We start from the raw sequence: 17,495 nt of genomic DNA, 5'->3' as shown, positions 1-17,495 counted from the left end.
ATTACTCCGTACTGTCTTTTTTATAGACTGGTATATCCTCCAACTCTTTGGAATCAAATTCTGTGGCATCTTTCTTTTGTAATAATTTTAAGCATGTTTGTACCGCAGCCTTCATTTGTTTTCCATCTCTCATTAAGGGTTTTTCATATTCAATATCAATGCTTAATTTTTTATCTTCGACATGCCAATCCACCTGTACAGATAAAGCTCTATTGCCTTCCATTTTTTTCTTTTTGGAACGATAGTTTAAAGCCTTACATCCAAAGTAAATATCTGGGTTTTCATCAATATATTCACCTATAGGCTGCATTCTATTTATTATATCTTGTGCAGATTCAACTTCATCTGTAACCAAAATATAATCCGCTGTACCAGAATTTGGAATTACTTTTCCATTTACTTTCGCATTACGCTTCCTTTCTTCTAATTTTTTACCTGCATAAACCTCATATACCTGATCCCTTGTCATATTTTCCATCTTTCCTGACAATCCGCCTTGAAGTTTATTAAAAAGTTCAAACCTCCAACCTAGTGTCATTGATCCTGGTTCCGTTTTCTTTCTTTGATCTAAAAACAAAACCGGAGTTTCTTCAAATCTATCTGAAATACGTTTAGTATTTTCTTCAATAATCTCTTTCCAATTTGCTCCAAAGATTTGTTCTGCTCGATCACTCTTCATTTTATTTTCAAGAAAGTCTGCATTTTTCTTTTTATATGATATTTTAAATTCCTTAGTTGTACCCTCACTCTGTGCACATACATATATATCAGTTTTTGGTTCACCTTTGCCTTTTTGAGGTAATGGTTTCCCAGAATCGATAACCATGTATTCCTCGCCCTCATAGTCAAAAGTAGTCCCCTTTGGAAAAAACTTTCTTACTACCTCTTCTGCTTCAATAAAATCTGCCATAATATCATCCTCTAATATTTACATATACAATGAGACATATTGCCATCAAATTTATTTACAATTTTATTTTCCTTTATTTCTAATGTTTTTTCTAAGTATCTTAACAGCTGTGTTCCATCCAAATATATATACATTTGTGGTGCAACAAATCCAGGAACATCACGCCTTAGTTCATCAAGCGATATTTCTGTAGTTTCCAGAAACTCATCAATCTCCATGGCATATCTATATGACTCTTGATATTTTTCGATCCGCATTACAACATCTCTATCATTTTTGTATTCTTCCTTCCAGTCCGATAGCAAATGTCTCTTTCCTAGATAGACTATTCCTGTGACTGCTTTAATAGGCGCACTTACATACATATATGCCATAATAGGTTCATCTGGGAAGTTTCTTCTATGTTCGAATACTTTCTTCCCAGATTTAATTTTCTCATACACTTCTGGCTTAAAGCTTAAAAGCATCTTTCTCACTTATGCCACCACCTTAATTCCACTTACATTCGATATTAAGAACTTCCATCGGCATACTGATAAACTGAACATCAAACTTAAGACTTGGTTCTACCTTTGTACTAGCATTGTGAATTCTGAAACTAAGCTGCCAACCATTATCAAGATACATTTCTACCGTATTATCACTATCTGGCTTAAATTCAAGTGCAACAAGTCTTGTAGGTAACTTAACAATAGGTACAGTAATTGCAGATACCTTATTCTTTGCAGGCTTATTTAATGTATCATGCATATTAAATGTGTGAATCATCGTAAGTCTTTTGCTATCCTTACTCACAACCTTATAATAATCTTCAATACCAATCAGATACTCAATCATCTTTCTTGGCATTGTACTATCCTTCTTATTTGCACGATTGATTTCATCAATGAATGCCTGCAATAAAGGAATGTACACCTTCTGACTCTTATCCTCAATTTCAGACCATTTTGTTCCATTCTCTTTTTCTTGCTTTAACACATTGAAGATTGGTTCCACAGCAACCCAATATTCATCAGAACATGGCATATCAAACCATTCGTTTCCAAAATCAAGCTTGTGGCTTAATCTACTATGTTTCACGGCATCATGATTATGCTTAATGCTTAATCCTACTTCCCATTCAATATCTTTTCTTTTAATTACAATATCTCTAACATCCCCCTTAACGCCTTGTCCATCTTTCTGGAACTCAAGTGTAAGTTCATCATTATCGATTTCGGACATTCTTGGTTCAAGTTCTAACACCGTATCAATAGCTGCACTAGCAGAAATCATGAAAGTTTCCTGCATATCTTCATCCATAAGTGACCATGCCTTTTCATTTGCCACTAAACTAGAATTCTCCACTATTCTTGTTTTTCTCAACTCAGCTAATGCTTTGTATAAAGTCTGTATCCAAGCATATTCATAAGCTCTTCCCTGATCATTACTTTTTGTACTCACTTTCTTCTCATTGACCTCCTTAGCATCTATAACCTCTCTGTCAACTTCAACAGAGGAGCCTTTTCCTTCAAGATACATTTTTATGGCTACTGCAATCTCGTATGCCAAGTTTACAGGAACTGCATTACCAATCATTTTATATGCAGTATTGGTATCATTATAAATAAACTTAAAATCATCCGGAAATCCTTGTACTCTCGCAACTTCTCGAATTGTCATTCTTCTATAAAGATGTTCCTTGCCTTCAACAAATCTGCAATCGTTAATTCCAACCTTTACCATCTTAGGTGCCTGAGGATGCAACTGACACTGTCGTCCAGAAGCCTGCACTGTAAATGCCTGCTCATCCCAACTCTTAACACGATTACGACTCATAAAAATCGGAGAGTATGCTCCTGTGAAATATTCATTATTATTTATTGCATCGGGATTATGCTTATTCTTTTCACCTGAAGGTACAGCGGTATCTTGCAAATCCCAAATAATATCACGCAAGGTAATCTTTTTTGAATCTTCTTTAGTAGAACCTTTAGGAAAACCAAAGTCTATCTTCAAGTCTTTTCTAAATCCTATATAAAATACTCTCTTACGTTCTTCGGCAACGCCATAATCTTTCGCGTTAACCAATGTAAACGAAACATCATATCCAGCCTCATCGAATAATTCCAAAATATTCTGTACCGCTATAGAATGTCTATCTGCAAGCATTCCACTTACATTTTCCGCTAAAAAGAATTTAGGTTGGAATTCTTTTAATATTCTGATATAGTCAAAAAATAGCTGACCTCTCGCATCCTTGATTCCCTTAAGTGAACCTGCTTCTGACCAAGATTGACATGGTGGTCCACCAATAATTCCATCAACTTCTCCATCTATGTATTGAGCAATATCTTCCTTCGTAACCTGTCTTACATCACCCTCGATTAAATGTGTGTTAGGATGATTAACCTTAAAAGTCTCCCATATTGTTTTATCAAATTCATTTGCAACAGGAATATTAAATCCAGCTCTTTCAAAACCTAAATCTAGTCCTCCACATCCACTAAACAAACTAATTACATTCATCAGTTTTTACTCCTTCAATATCATTTTCTTTAATAATCCTTGATGCCTCTATTAAAGCAGTTCTTCTCACAAACTCACTGTAAGAAGCATATGCTTCAAGTCTTGCAGCTTGTTTAAACTTTTCCAATTCTTCTTCACTAACTCTTATGCTAATTGATATTGATTTTTTCATTTTAAGGCACCTCCTCATTTTTAAATTTTACCTTCAAAAGTGTAACATTGTCAATACTTTGTTGCACAAACATATGTTTTTCTGACATTAAAAAAGGAACCTAAGACAGAAAACATCATATCTTGGTTCCTACTTTCAATCATATATTGTGCAAAAAAATGTACTTTATTTTTCCACTCTGATCCTTGGCTTATTTGCCTCTTTTCCTTCCAACCAAGGAACCGTTGCATTTGCGAATATCCCCAGCTCAATAAATCCACATACAATTGCGATTAGCACTTTAACTATTATCCTAACAACATTATTTCCTATGTAATCTGCCGGTACCCAAAACAACGCTGTCAGAATAATAACTCCTGCAATAGAGGGTACTGCAACTATAATAGGAAGATAACTAAGTACCACATACATAACAACAAATGCTGCGCACAAACCAAATGTCACCCACCATCCCGCATCCGGAAATAACTTCTGATGAAACGGAATACTCCAAATAACCGCAGCCACAATATTGATTAATGGTAATTTGTAATTCTTCTCGTATTTAGGTTTGTCATCAATCATGACTTGATACTTTGCCATAACAACACTTCCCTTCTATATACATCTAATCTTATTATCTGCTTCGTCTTCGCTGAATCGTAATGTGTTCCTTCCAATTATCATCGCATCGTTCTAGATAGTCAACTATTGTCCCCGATTTTTCATTCTTAATCGGATTGATATCTAAACGAACATCTTCAAGCATTAGCTGCTGTTCTGCAAGCACATCAAAGATTGTATCCTCTCTTGCAGTACCCTTGTATTCAACAAGCACATCCAAGTCAGAATCAACACTCGCCTTACCGCTTACCCTGCTTCCATAGAAGGCTATATCCACCAATTCAAATTCATCTTTTCCAAAGAATTCATCACGAATGATTCTACCTATTTGCTCTTTCAAATCCTCTTTGTATGATTCAAACCACATATGCATCACCCCACTTCTGGCCAACTTGACCAAAAGCACTAATCAATGCCATAGAGATCATGATTGACCTCAGCATTGTAATAATGGCTTATGGTATTTGGCGCGTTGTATAAGGCTGTAATCAAATAAGCTTTGATATTTGCAACCTTTGTGGTGTTATTCTGCATGCAGCTGATAACATACTGAAGGTGGCTTGAATTAAGCTTCAAGAATTTGCTCTTAACAAGACTATATGGATATTCTTCTCCTGCGATTCGAATTGTCTTACGAGGAACACATACAACATCACATATAATCTGATAAAGTTCATCAAACATTTCTGCATCTCTCCAGTTCTTATCAGACATCATAATGTCATAATCAATATTCTCTCTGATAAGCTCCATATATGCAGTCGCCTCATCCATCTCGTCAATCGGTTTCGCCTGCTGATAAGATAGACTGATAGGATTAGTATAACTCATATTATTATTTGACTCTATATTATTCGTGTGTAGATTTTCCCCTGGTACTGGTGGAAATATTTCCCCAGTCTCTGCGTCAAAATTACACTGGTGCATTTTTTCCACCGGTTCAGATTCTTCACTAGCGCAATTTCTACACTGGTTACTTTCTTTCACTGGTGCATTTTCTTCACTAGTGGAAATATTACACTGGTTCCCTTTTTCCACTGGTTCAGTTTTTACACCAGTTTCATTTTTGTACTTGTCCTCTGAATCCCTTTGCTTTCGGGCATCTAAACGACCTTCCGACACGAAATTTTTCACATAAATAACGTTAGCAACTCCAGTCTGCTGGACCATGTCAATAAGTCCAATTGCTTCAAGCTCTTTTAAAATAGATCCGGCAGTCTTTCTACTAACGTTCAAATCCTCTTCAATATTATTAAGAGAATACTTGATGAATACTTTATTTTCTTCATCAAGCCAGCCTCTTTTCTTTGAAAGCGACATTCTATCAAGCATCAAGCCATAGAGAAGCTTTGCGTTATTTGTGATTCCCTTAAAGCGCTCATCCGAGATAAGCGCCTTTGGGAGTCTGTAGAATGTAAACTGCTCTGATTCCTTTCCATAATAAAAATCCAATTCTAACTTCTCCACTAATCCTGACCTCCTTTCGCTTTCCATTCATCCAGCAATTTCACAATGATTCCTTCGATATCTTCATTCGTCATATTCGGTTCAAAGTAGGAATCCAACTTATTCTGATTGAATACCACCTTTCGTACCGGTGGTTTCTTATAACTAAGGATTTCTAACAACCACTGTTCATTAAATAATCCTTCTTTTACAGCATTCTTAATACGAGCTGACTGCTCCATATTGACATATATACCAGTCTTCTCCATTACACTAAGCACGATTTCCTGCTTCTCTTTCGAGAGAAAAGCAAGATCAACACCCTGAGCAATACCAAGTTTCTTGCTATCAATTAATTCAAGCAATTCGTCTGATAGATTTGATAGATAAATAAGTCTCTGTATTGTTTTGCTACTTTCCCCCGCTGATTCACTCATCTCTGCAAGTGATGAACCTCCAGATACACCTTGATGTTTCATGGCATCATATTTCATGCGATAAGCCTTTGCCTTTTCGCTAATAGAAATATCTTCACGCTGAATGTTAGCATCCACCATAATCACCGTGGATTCGTCATCATCACAATCTTTAATCATTACCGGCATTGTATCTAATCCTGCAAGAGTTGCAGCATGGTGTCTTCTATGACCAGAGATTAATTCATAACCACCTTCTGCACGTATCCTCGCAATAGCAGGAACAAGAATTCCATACTGCTTCACACTCTCTACCATTTCAGCCATCTTTTCATCATCAAGTACTTTAAATGGATGATTCTTAAATGGATGAAGCTCTGAAAGAGCCACATCCTTTATCTGTTCCGAAACAATAACCTCAGTTTCTTTTTCTTCGCCAAACATCTCTCCGTATGACTGTAACTTAATTCTCTCTCCAAGATTTCTCTTACTCATGGCTGATAACCTCCTTTGTTAATGCCGTATATGCATCTGCAACTTTACCTTTTGGATCATGCTTATATATGCTGATTCCTTCTGCAGGAGTTTCTGCAGCTCTCACAGACATCGGAATAACATTTTCAAAGATATGGATTTCATTTCCATACACTTGATATAAGACTTCTGTAATCTCATTTGCATAATTGGTTCTGTAATCAACCATCGTAAGCAATATTCCCATTATATGGAGCTTTGGATTCATCTTTCTCTTTACCCTGCTGATTGTCTTAAGCAACTGCTCTAACCCCTTAATCGGAAGGTATGCAGCCTGTACAGGAATAATTATCTCGTCTGCAGCTACCAATGCATTCAATGTAAGCTGACCTAAGTTTGGAGAACAATCAATGATAATATAATCATAACGATTCCCAAGCATATCAATATACTCCTTAAGAACCGTCTCACTACTCATAATTCCAACCAAAGAGGTTTCCACACCAGATAACTCAATATTTGCCGGCATCAGATCAATACCTTCTTCATGATGAAGAATACCTGCGTTGATATCAAACGATTCCTCATTCAATACCCAATCCATTATCTGAGCCAGTGTGATTTCCAAGCTGTCCGGTTCCTGATATCCTAAAGCTTCTGTAAGGGAACCCTGCGGATCGTTATCAATCACTAATACTCTTTTTCCTTCTCTTGCAAGTCCAATGCCAAGATTTACTGTTGTGGTGGTCTTGGCAACCCCACCTTTCTGATTTGCACAAATAATAACTTTACTCATATGGTCTAATCTCCTTTTCTATTCTTCGTTTTTTCTGTTGATTTCTAAATATTTTCTGTAATACTTACTTGTTCCTTTGTTACTGAATGTCTCAGATGATTCTGTAATCTTGACCTCTGGACATTCTGATAATTGTTTTTCTAACCATTCCATATCTTCTTTGGTTCCCTGCAATCTCACTTTGATCATCTCTCCACCTCCAGGGTCTCTCAGTGAAATATCAACCATATGAGTTGCACTTAACGCTGTGTGTATCATTTGTCTCAATCTCCTTTCCTACAAATTCGTATGCTTTTCGTATGCCACATCGCAGAAATTCGTATATGAAAAATTTATACGAATCAAATATCCAAACACGAAAAAAGGACCTTTCCTCAGATTAATTTCTGAAGAAAAGTCCTCATTTTACATGTTTTTCTATCTGTAGTTGTTCAAAGCAATCCGTCAGTTGAGCTTATAATTCTTCATATCAACTTACGAATTTGTTGTAGTAAGCGTTGTAGTAAGCACCTACTCAACACCCTGAAACCCTTGATTTTATGCGGTTTTTACTTGTCCAATGACTTCATCGTTGGGAACAACAGTACATCCCTTATCGCCGGGCTATTTGTCATCATCATAACCATTCTATCGATACCGAATCCGATTCCACCTGTTGGTGGCATACCAATGCTCAACGCATTTAAGAAATCTTCATCTGTATGATTTGCTTCGTCATCTCCGGCTGCAAACTGTTCTTCCTGTGCTTCAAAACGTGCGCGCTGGTCGATTGGGTCGTTCAACTCGGAATAAGCATTTGCCATTTCCCAACCGTTCATGAAGAATTCGAAACGTTCTACATATTCCGGATTCTCCGGTTTCTTCTTGGTTAATGGAGAAATTTCAATTGGATGATCCATAACAAAAGTTGGCTGAATCAAATGTTCCTCTACAAACTCTTCGAAGAACAGATTCAGAATATCACCCTTCTTGTGTCTTTCCTCAAATTCCACATGTTTTTCTTTTGCAACGGCTCTTGCTTCTTCTAAGGTATGAATCTCGTTGAAATCTACACCGGAATATTTCTTAACCGCATCTACCATGGTAATACGTTCAAATGGTTTGGATAAATCTAACTCTTTATCGCCATAAGTCAGAATCTCAGAACCGGTTACTTCTTTTGCTACATAGCGATATAAGTTCTCGGTCAAATCCATCATGCCGTGGTAATCAGTATATGCCTGATATAATTCCATCAGGGTAAATTCAGGATTGTGTCTGGTATCCAAACCTTCATTACGGAATACTCGTCCAATTTCATAGACTCTTTCCATTCCACCTACAATCAATCTCTTTAAGTATAATTCTAAGGAAATTCTTAACTTTAAGTCCTCATCCAGTGCATTAAAATGTGTCTCAAATGGTCTCGCTGCTGCACCACCTGCATTAGATACCAGCATCGGAGTCTCTACTTCCATGAAGCCTTGTCCATCTAAGAATCTACGAATTGTACTTAATACTTTGGAACGTTTGATAAAGGTATCTTTTACATCTGCGTTCATAATCAAATCTACATATCTTTGACGATATCTGACATCTGTATCAGTCAATCCATGGAACTTCTCCGGTAAAATCTGAAGACTCTTTGAAAGCAAAGTCACTTCTGTTGCGTGGATAGATTTTTCACCGGTCTTAGTGGTAAATACTTCACCCTTGATACCAAGAATATCTCCTACATCATATTTCTTGAAATCCTTATAGGAATCTTCTCCAATATTATCTCTTGCAACATACGCCTGAATATTACCCTGTAAATCCTGTACATTACAGAAGGATGCTTTTCCCATCACACGTTTGAACATCATTCTTCCTGCAATAGAAACGGTCTTTCCTTCTAATTCGTCATAATTGTCTTTGATTTCCTGACTATGATGTGTCACGTCATACTTTGTAATCCGGAAAGGATCCTTTCCATTTTCCTGCAAATCCTGCAATTTTTCACGACGTACTTTTAATAACTGGTTAATATCCTGCTCTTGTGCATTATTATTCTGAGCCATTTGTATCCTCCTCTTAATTGGAACGCTGGATTTCCAATACCTTGTATTCTATCTCGCCTGCCTGGGTCTCTACCTTTACCGTATCACCCACTTTTGCTCCGATTAAAGCTTTTCCAACCGGTGATTCATTAGAAATTTTACCCTGAAGGCTGTTTGCTTCGGTAGAACCTACAATTTTATAATCTAATTCTTCTTCAAATTCGCAATCATAGATTTTTACACGACATCCAACACTGATTTTATCTAAATCAACTTCGTCTTCTACTACAACTTCTGCGTTCTTTAAAATCTTTTCAATTTCTTCAATTCGAGCTTCAATGTCACGCTGCTCATCTTTTGCAGCATCATATTCTGCATTTTCAGAAAGGTCACCCTGTTCTCTTGCTTCCTTAATCTTCTGAGCAACTTCCTTTCTCTTTACTACCTTTAAATCCTGTAATTCATTTTCTAATTTCTGCAAACCTTCATACGTCAATATGTTTTTCTTTTCCATAGACTGTTACACCTTTCCTCTGCTCTCTATTTATCCTTTAATTATTAATTTTTACATTCCTTTAACAATCACAGTATTATACCCGATAGGTACCGAAATGTCAAGATTTTCCGCTTGATTCCAAGGTTTTTTATAGATTGGAATATAATGAATCTGCTCCTTAATACACTCACGATGCAACTTACTTTTTTGTTCCATATCCAAAACAAGATTAATTCCTTCCATTGAAAAATCCTTTTTAGACTCCAGCTGCACCACCAAGCCGTTTTCTTCATACATTTTCTCTATATAATAAGAAAAATATACAGGGCGTTCCGTTGCAATTCGTAAAAAATTTAAGTCTTCGGATATCTGTTCCAAGACTAACGCCACATCATCCTCAGAAAGCATGGATTCCGGTTCCGTATCCCTGTCCAGAAGGAGCGGTCGAATATCCCCATAAGAGATTCCATACTTTTCAAGAATCTGTTCCAAAATCCACCTAAAATGGGGCAAAAAGGGATTTTGCTCTACAATCGCTACTTCTTCTTTTTCTTTCGGAACTTTCTTTTTTCGAAAAAAATATTCCAACCATTTTAGCATATTGCTATACCAGACTACTGTTTTTCTCTAGTATATGACACTACGCTTCGAAATAATGCTTCCAAATCCTCATAAGTCTCTACTTCATTGATTTTTCCCCGAAGTTTTGCGGAATTTTTATAGCCGCTGGTATACCATGCGGCGTGCTTTCGCATTTCACGAATTCCTACTACTTCGCCCTTAAAAGCAATCTGCGCTCTTGCATGTCGCAGTAACATTTCTGTAACTTCCTCCATGGAAGGTTTTGGCAGTTCCTCGCCTTTTTCCAGCGAATGAATGATTTGACGGAAAATCCATGGATTTCCCTGGGCACCTCTGCCTATCATAAATCCATCGCAGTTAGTCTGTTTTTTCATATTCAAGGCATCCTGTGCCGTAAGAATATCTCCATTTCCAATGACAGGAATAGAAACTGCTTCTTTTACCTGACGGATAATGTCCCAATCTGCTTTCCCAGCATAATACTGCTCTCTGGTTCTGCCATGCACTGCAACTGCAGACGCTCCTGCTTCTTCTGCAATCTTGGCAATCTCTACTGCATTCACATGCTCCTCATCAAATCCCTTACGAATTTTAACCGTAACAGGCTTTTGAATTGCTTTCACAATCTCCGACACAATCTCGTAAACCAGTTTGGGATTCTTCATCAGGGCAGAGCCTTCTCCATTATTTACTACTTTTGGCACCGGACATCCCATGTTAATATCTAAAATATCAAAGGGGCGTTCCTCTATTTTTTTCGCCATTTCACTCATAATCTTGGGGTCTGAACCAAAAAGCTGAAGTGAGACAGGCCGCTCTTCTTCTGTAGTCGTCAACAAAATCTCTGTATTTTTATTATTATAGTAAATACCCTTGGCACTTACCATCTCCATACAGATAAGTCCCACTCCCTGCTCTTTACACAACACACGAAATGGCAGGTCTGTTACTCCTGCCATGGGCGCCAATACTAAATTATTTTCTAATGTTACATTTCCTATTGTCAGTTTTTCCATATATCTTATTTTCCTCGGTTCTGCTTATTATAAATCAGACGCAGTCCCTGAAGAGTCAAATTCGGGTCATAAATATCTATGGCCTTGGTTTCTGTCGCAATAATCTTTCCAAGTCCTCCGGTTGCAACAACTTTCATATCATGCCATCCTGTTTCTTCCTTGGTCTTTTGAATAATATATTCTGTTTGTCCAATTTGGCCGTAAATCAATCCTGCCTGCATACTGCTGATGGTCTCTTTTGCCAGAATGCTTGCCGGCTTTCGAATTTCGATTTCAGGAAGCTTTGCAGCATCTTCCCACAATGCTTTTGCTGAAGTACGAATACCCGGTGCTGTAACTCCCGAAAGAAAAGCTCCGCTTTCATCTACCAGGTCATACGTCGTTCCGGTTCCGAAATCAATGACAAATATTGGTCCGCCATACAACTCATAAGCTGCTGCCGCATCTACAATACGGTCTGCACCAATCTGTCTTGGATTCTCTGTGGCAATGCGAATGCCTGTCTTAATTCCCGGCTCCACTACCACCGGATGAACTCCAAAATACTTAATAAAAGAACTTAAAAGAGAATGCATTACATTCGGCACTACAGAAGCAATAATAACATCATGAATATTTTCGTAATCAATTCCATTATGTTTTAACAAATCACGAATACAAATTCCATATTCATCTGAGGTACGAAGCAGCTTCGTGGTCATACGAAAGGTTGCTTCTATTTCTTCACCATCGAATACACCAAATGTAATATTGGTATTTCCTACATCTACTCCTAATAACATAGACTTAATCCTCCAATTCCTCTTCCGTTAGTTCTTTTCCAAGGAAAAATACTTTAAAATACAATTCCAGTGATTCTAAAAGCTCCCTTTTTGTTTGCTGAAACTGCTTTACCTTCAGGACACTTCCGATATCATCATACAAGAGGTCTCCCTCATCTGCCTCTGTCCGAAAGTTCAGATTTCCATCTTCATCGAATACTAACGTAAGCACTCCACCAATATCTTCTGTATACAGCACACACATAATCTTTAGTTCATCCTTAATGCTGTCCGGAAGACCTTCAAAATCCTCATTCAGATAATATTTCTGGGTATATGCGCTGGAACCGCATAATACAATTTCTTCCTGTTCCATAAGTTCTCCTTTATACATATCCATAAATTCCGCGAACAGATACTTCTCCTGAGGAAATCTCTGCTATCTCGCCATTGTCTTTTTCAACCCGAAGACTGCCATGTTCATTAATTCCCAATGCACTGCCCTCAAATTCTCCTAACGGATCTAAAACTCTTACTCTACGGCCCATATTCACAAGATTCTGATTATACTCTTCCATTAAATTCGATAAATCCTGTGTCTGAATATACTTTTCATAACATTCTTCAAACTGTTCTAATATTTTTTCCAAAAGCTGTGCCCTAGAGACATTTAGAGTTTTTTCCTGCTGTTTTAATTCCATATCAAGGGAAGTTGCTTTCTCTGCCAATTCCTCAGGAAATGTTTCCTGATGCACGTTAATTCCGGTTCCAATTACAATATGGTTAACATAATCTATCTGGGCGCTCATTTCCGTTAAGATTCCAACTACCTTTTTTCCATTTACCACCACATCATTTGGCCACTTAATCTCTGCCTTCAACCCGGTACAATTCGAAATTGCTCTTGTCACTGCCATCGCCATTACCAAGGTAAGCATTGGCGCATTGGTCGGCTCTATTTCCGGTCTCAGCAATATGGTAAAAAAGATTCCCTGATTATGAGGGGACTCCCAGCCTCTTCCTCTTCTTCCTCTACCGGCACTCTGCATATCTGCCACTATCAGCGTTCCATAGGGAGCACCTTCTTCTGCTCTTCGCTTCGCTTCTGTGTTGGTAGAATCAATTTCATCATAATAAAACACTTTATGTCCCAACCATTTTGTACGAATACAGCTTTCTATTTCCTGCTGAGATAATACATCCGGTATAACAGCCAAGCGGTATCCCCTGTTTTGTACTGCTTCAATCTCATATCCTTTTTCCCGAAGCTGCTTGATTGCTTTCCACACAGCAGTTCTGGAAACTCCAAGACTTTCGCACAATTCCTGACCGGATACATAATCTTCACTTTGACGTAATATCTGTAATATCTTTGTCTTCATGGCTCTATCCTACGATTTCTTCTTATTTTAAAGTTGCATACATAATTGCTTTAATACTGTGCATACGGTTTTCTGCTTCATCAAATACTACGGATTGGCTACTTTCAAACACTTCATCCGTAACTTCCATTTCAGACAGACCAAACTTTTCGTGAATTTCACGTCCAATCCCGGTTTTCAAATCATGGAATGCCGGCAAACAATGCATAAAGATTGCTTTTTCTCCAGCATTATCCATTACCTTTTTATTTACCTGATATGGCAACAATTCCTTAATTCTGGATTCCCATACTTCTGCAGGTTCACCCATGGATACCCATACATCTGTATAAATAACATCTGCATCCTTCGTTCCTTCTGCCACATCTTCCGTTAAAGTAATGGTTGCTCCTGTTTCCTTTGCCACAGATTCACAATAAGCGACCAACTCTTTATCTGGAAAATAATTCTTATTGGTACATGCTACAAAATGCATTCCAAGCTTTGCGCAAGTCACCATCAGGGAATTTCCCATATTATAACGAGCATCCCCCATATAAACAAACTTAACGCCTTTTAAACGTCCCAGATGCTCTTTTACCGTCAGCATATCTGCTATCATCTGTGTAGGATGGAACTCATTTGTCAATCCGTTCCAAACAGGAACACCTGCATACTCTGCCAGTTCCTCTACAATTTCCTGTCCATATCCACGATATTCAATTCCATCAAACATTCTGCCTAATACTCTTGCAGTATCTTCGATACTTTCTTTTTTTCCAATCTGAGAACCGGATGGATCCAGATAGGTCACATGCATTCCCAGGTCATGAGCTGCCACTTCAAAAGAACAGCGGGTTCTGGTGCTTGTCTTTTCAAAAATCAAAGCAATATTTTTTCCTTTTAACTCATCATGTGGAATTCCTTTTTTCTTCTTTTCTTTCAATTCTGCTGATAAGTCAATCAGATATGTAATCTCTTCCGGTGTATAATCCTTTAGTTTTAAAAAATTACGTCCTTTTAAATTCATGTTTTTCACTCCTGTTCTATGCATATGAGAGCGGGCTGCCATATCTGACACGACACCCCGCTCCTGTTTTATTTCTTTCTTACTATTTTATTTATCTTCTTTTGCAACTTCTGCGATGGACTTTACCAATCCTGCCATTCCCTGAATCTCAGATGGTACAATAATCTTGGTTGCTTTTCCATCTGCTGCCTTTGCAAATGCCTCTAAGCTCTTTAACTGAAGCACTGCGCTGTCCGGTCCTGCTTCTTTCAGGAAACGAAGACCATCTGCATTTGCCTGTTGAATCTTTAAGATTGCCTCTGCCTGACCTTCTGCTTCGCGAACCGTTGCTTCCTTCTTCGCTTCTGCACGAAGGATTGCTGCCTGCTTCTCTGCTTCTGCATCCAAAATTGCAGATTCTTTCTTACCCTGTGCAACAAGAATGGTTGCTGTCTTTTCACCTTCTGCTCTTGTTACGGCTTCACGACGTTCACGTTCTGCCTTCATCTGTTTCTCCATGGCATCCTGAATTGCCTGTGGTGGAATAATATTCTTTAATTCTACACGGTTTACCTTGATTCCCCATGGGTCTGTTGCAACATCGAGAGATGCTCTCATCTTGGTGTTGATGGTCTCTCTGGATGTAAGTGTTTCGTCTAATTCCATATCACCGATAATATTACGAAGTGTGGTTGCTGTTAAGTTTTCGATTGCCATAATTGGATTCTCTACTCCATAAGCAAACAACTTCGGGTCTGTAATCTGGAAAAATACAACGGTATCAATTCTCATGGTTACATTATCTTTGGTGATAACCGGCTGTGGTGCAAAATCTACAACCTGTTCCTTTAACAGAACACGCTTTGCTACGCGATCAATAAATGGCATTTTAAAATGAATTCCAACGCCCCATGTTCCTAAGTATCCACCTAAACGTTCAATAACCATCGCTTGTGCCTGCGGCACTACTTTAACACATGATGCTAACAGTGCTAATATCAGTACCAATAAAATGATAATTCCAACTATTAAACCTGGCATAATAAAATCCTCCGTTTTACATTATATTTTTGCTTTTACCATTAACTTTACGCCTTTAATTTCTACTATCTCTACTACTGTGTCCTTTGTAATAACAGTATCATCTACTGCTCTTGCAGTCCATTCCTGTCCATTTACACTTACCGCACCCTCTGCCTTCAGATTATTGATATCCTCCAACACGATTGCACTCTTTCCTATCAAACTCTCCGCATTGGTACGAGTTTGGTTCTTATTTACAAATTTTACTGCAAACGGCCTTGTAAATACAAGAAGCACTAAAGATACTATAACAAATAATACAATCTGAATTGGCAGGCTTACGCCAAAAAGACTGGCAATAAACGCAATTAATGCGCCACCGGCAAACCAAATTGTGGTAAGACCGAGTGTGATAATCTCAATAATTGCCATTACAACAATAATTGCCAACCAGATAATTCCTATGATACCTTCCATTCCTTCCCCTCCTTCGAATTTTTTAACTTCTTACATATTACTATACTTTTCCCAAGATTACAATATTTAATGTAGAACAAAAAGCAGCTCCATCCGCAAAAGATAGAACTGCTTTTCTCTTCTTATACTTTACTTAGAAAAACACATGATTTCCTATTACGATTCCCGCCTGTCCGGATGAAGCATTCTTAAAGTTCTTTGCTCCGTTTACATTATCTGCTCCGTTAATTGCTTCCTGCGCCGCCTGTAAACAACTTCCGCTGACCCCTCTGCTCAATACGCTTTCCAGCCTTCCAGTGGACGCCGGTGAAAACTGTCCTCTCTGATAAATAACACCTGAAATACTTCCGGCATATCCTGCTCTAAGACGATTCATTACAACTGCACCAACAGCCAGCTGTCCTTCATATCCTTCACTTCCGGCTTCACACTGAATCAATGCTCCTAATAGTGTCACATCATCATAAGATGCTGCAACAGCACCTCTTTGCTGTGTACCCTGAGAAGCCTGCTGTGCCTTCTTTTCCTTTTCTGCTTCTGCAATTGCTGCTCTTTCTTCCTCTATTGAAATTGCCTTGCCAAGCTCTAAATCTACATTTACAAACTCTCCGCTGACATATCCTGTCTTATCATTACACTTAACAGCAACCCAGCCCTCTACCTGAGGAGCCTCATTGTCAACTTTTAACTTACCGCCTTCTTCCATAACTGTTAAAATCTCAACACCATCTGCGGAAGATGCCTCTGCACGGACTCTTACACCACCGCTTACCGCAATAGCGTATGTGGTACCCTGCTGATTTGCTAAATTCTCTGCAGCAAGTCCTGTCACACAAAACTCATTCTTTACATATCCTTCTACACTTCCGGAACTAATCTTTGTCCAAACATCGCCACGTTCCACAATGTCTGCAACTGCTCCTTTGTGAATCTTTCCTACTAACTCAGCATCGTCAGATGCCTCTGCACGAACATTTAAATAGTCCTCAACATTCGGCATAAGCTTTGCAGCCCAAGGTGATACTTCCTGACTTACCATCTGTACCGGAGCCTCGATGCCCTCACCAACCAACTGGTCTGTTACTGCACCCTCTGCTGCCTGTGCACTTTCCATTGCCTCTGCTGCTTCTGCTACCAGATTAATCTCTGTCTTTTCTATGGTTGCTACTTCTATTTCTTCTTCACTGGTCTCTTGTGCAAATTCTTTTTCCGGTCTCTGGTCAGCTGCCTTAGCAGATACATTTGTCCCGAACACTGCTGATAAAGCAATGGTAAGCGCAAATCCTGCAATAATTCCGCTTTCTATAACCTTCTTGAATTTCATAGTTAACCTCCTGATTGTACGTAACTGCATAAATTTCATTTTATTATATTATTTTATGCAGAATTGTTACAATTATTACAAACCTGTTACAATATAGCAAAGT

General features: G+C 38.2%; 20 protein-coding genes and 1 pseudogene. All 21 read right to left on the bottom strand.

Features of this window, described 5'->3' with window-relative positions; all coding sequences use genetic code 11:
- Position 1 precedes the first annotated feature (1 nt).
- Complete coding sequence (locus BIV20_RS16340; protein WP_075721792.1) at positions 2–910, bottom strand: hypothetical protein; 909 nt, start codon at positions 908–910, stop codon at positions 2–4.
- 11 nt (positions 911–921) lie between these two features.
- Entirely contained in the window at positions 922–1,386 is a 465-nt protein-coding gene (locus BIV20_RS16335) for a hypothetical protein (RefSeq protein WP_075721793.1), read from the bottom strand.
- A gap of 13 nt (positions 1,387–1,399) precedes the next feature.
- Positions 1,400–3,418, bottom strand: coding sequence for a HaeIII family restriction endonuclease (locus BIV20_RS16330; RefSeq protein ID WP_075721794.1), 2,019 nt, complete (start codon positions 3,416–3,418; stop codon positions 1,400–1,402).
- A complete protein-coding gene (locus BIV20_RS16325) occupies positions 3,405–3,590 on the bottom strand; it encodes a type II toxin -antitoxin system TacA 1-like antitoxin (RefSeq protein ID WP_075721795.1) in 186 nt (61 codons plus the stop codon). Before BIV20_RS16325 ends, BIV20_RS16330 begins: the two co-directional genes overlap by 14 nt.
- A 165-nt stretch (positions 3,591–3,755) precedes the next feature.
- The gene (locus BIV20_RS16320) at positions 3,756–4,172 is read right to left on the bottom strand and encodes a hypothetical protein (protein ID WP_075721796.1); all 417 of its coding nucleotides are present in this window, start codon (positions 4,170–4,172) and stop codon (positions 3,756–3,758) included.
- A 34-nt stretch (positions 4,173–4,206) separates the two neighbouring features.
- Positions 4,207–4,560 carry a nucleotidyltransferase domain-containing protein gene (locus BIV20_RS16315; protein WP_158024949.1) on the bottom strand — a complete coding sequence of 118 codons (354 nt, stop codon included), beginning with the start codon at positions 4,558–4,560 and terminating at the stop codon, positions 4,207–4,209.
- 38 nt (positions 4,561–4,598) lie between these two features.
- Positions 4,599–5,660: a DUF6017 domain-containing protein gene (locus BIV20_RS16310; protein ID WP_242939877.1), complete on the bottom strand. Its 1,062-nt coding sequence runs from the start codon at positions 5,658–5,660 to the stop codon at positions 4,599–4,601.
- Entirely contained in the window at positions 5,660–6,550 is an 891-nt protein-coding gene (locus BIV20_RS16305; protein ID WP_075721799.1) for a ParB/RepB/Spo0J family partition protein, read from the bottom strand. The genes BIV20_RS16310 and BIV20_RS16305 overlap by 1 nt, the downstream gene beginning before the upstream one ends.
- Positions 6,543–7,325 (bottom strand): ParA family protein, encoded by a 783-nt coding sequence (locus BIV20_RS16300; RefSeq protein WP_075721800.1) that lies wholly within the window; start codon positions 7,323–7,325, stop codon positions 6,543–6,545. Before BIV20_RS16300 ends, BIV20_RS16305 begins: the two co-directional genes overlap by 8 nt.
- Before the next feature lie 18 nt (positions 7,326–7,343).
- Positions 7,344–7,583, bottom strand: a complete 240-nt coding sequence (locus tag BIV20_RS16295; RefSeq protein ID WP_075721801.1) for a hypothetical protein — start codon at positions 7,581–7,583, stop codon at positions 7,344–7,346.
- A gap of 299 nt (positions 7,584–7,882) precedes the next feature.
- Positions 7,883–9,364 (bottom strand): annotated as a pseudogene (gene lysS / locus BIV20_RS16290) (lysine--tRNA ligase); the annotation flags it as partial.
- A 13-nt stretch (positions 9,365–9,377) separates the two neighbouring features.
- A complete protein-coding gene (gene greA, locus BIV20_RS16285; RefSeq protein ID WP_075721803.1) occupies positions 9,378–9,857 on the bottom strand; it encodes a transcription elongation factor GreA in 480 nt (159 codons plus the stop codon).
- Positions 9,858–9,908: 51 nt separating this feature from the next.
- Positions 9,909–10,439, bottom strand: a complete 531-nt coding sequence (locus tag BIV20_RS16280; RefSeq protein WP_083655293.1) for a hypothetical protein — start codon at positions 10,437–10,439, stop codon at positions 9,909–9,911.
- Positions 10,440–10,453: 14 nt separating this feature from the next.
- Positions 10,454–11,437, bottom strand: a complete 984-nt coding sequence (gene dusB / locus BIV20_RS16275; protein WP_075721804.1) for a tRNA dihydrouridine synthase DusB — start codon at positions 11,435–11,437, stop codon at positions 10,454–10,456.
- 5 nt (positions 11,438–11,442) lie between these two features.
- Positions 11,443–12,219 carry a type III pantothenate kinase gene (locus BIV20_RS16270; protein WP_075721805.1) on the bottom strand — a complete coding sequence of 259 codons (777 nt, stop codon included), beginning with the start codon at positions 12,217–12,219 and terminating at the stop codon, positions 11,443–11,445.
- 4 nt (positions 12,220–12,223) lie between these two features.
- Positions 12,224–12,574, bottom strand: a complete 351-nt coding sequence (locus tag BIV20_RS16265; RefSeq protein WP_075721875.1) for a DUF6145 family protein — start codon at positions 12,572–12,574, stop codon at positions 12,224–12,226.
- Between the two features lie 10 nt (positions 12,575–12,584).
- Positions 12,585–13,580, bottom strand: a complete 996-nt coding sequence (locus BIV20_RS16260; protein WP_075721806.1) for a biotin--[acetyl-CoA-carboxylase] ligase — start codon at positions 13,578–13,580, stop codon at positions 12,585–12,587.
- Between the two features lie 22 nt (positions 13,581–13,602).
- Positions 13,603–14,589: an ornithine carbamoyltransferase gene (gene argF / locus BIV20_RS16255; RefSeq protein WP_075721876.1), complete on the bottom strand. Its 987-nt coding sequence runs from the start codon at positions 14,587–14,589 to the stop codon at positions 13,603–13,605.
- Between the two features lie 87 nt (positions 14,590–14,676).
- Positions 14,677–15,609 (bottom strand): SPFH domain-containing protein, encoded by a 933-nt coding sequence (locus BIV20_RS16250; RefSeq protein WP_075721807.1) that lies wholly within the window; start codon positions 15,607–15,609, stop codon positions 14,677–14,679.
- A 21-nt stretch (positions 15,610–15,630) separates the two neighbouring features.
- Positions 15,631–16,068, bottom strand: coding sequence for an NfeD family protein (locus BIV20_RS16245; protein WP_075721808.1), 438 nt, complete (start codon positions 16,066–16,068; stop codon positions 15,631–15,633).
- Positions 16,069–16,201: 133 nt separating this feature from the next.
- Positions 16,202–17,392: a cell wall hydrolase gene (locus BIV20_RS16240; RefSeq protein WP_075721809.1), complete on the bottom strand. Its 1,191-nt coding sequence runs from the start codon at positions 17,390–17,392 to the stop codon at positions 16,202–16,204.
- Positions 17,393–17,495 lie beyond the last annotated feature (103 nt).

It is taken from the genome of Roseburia sp. 499 (genome assembly GCF_001940225.2).
GTDB lineage: Bacteria > Bacillota > Clostridia > Lachnospirales > Lachnospiraceae > Petralouisia.
Note: the sequence above shows the minus strand (reverse complement) of the source record. Positions and strands in the feature narration are given on the sequence as shown.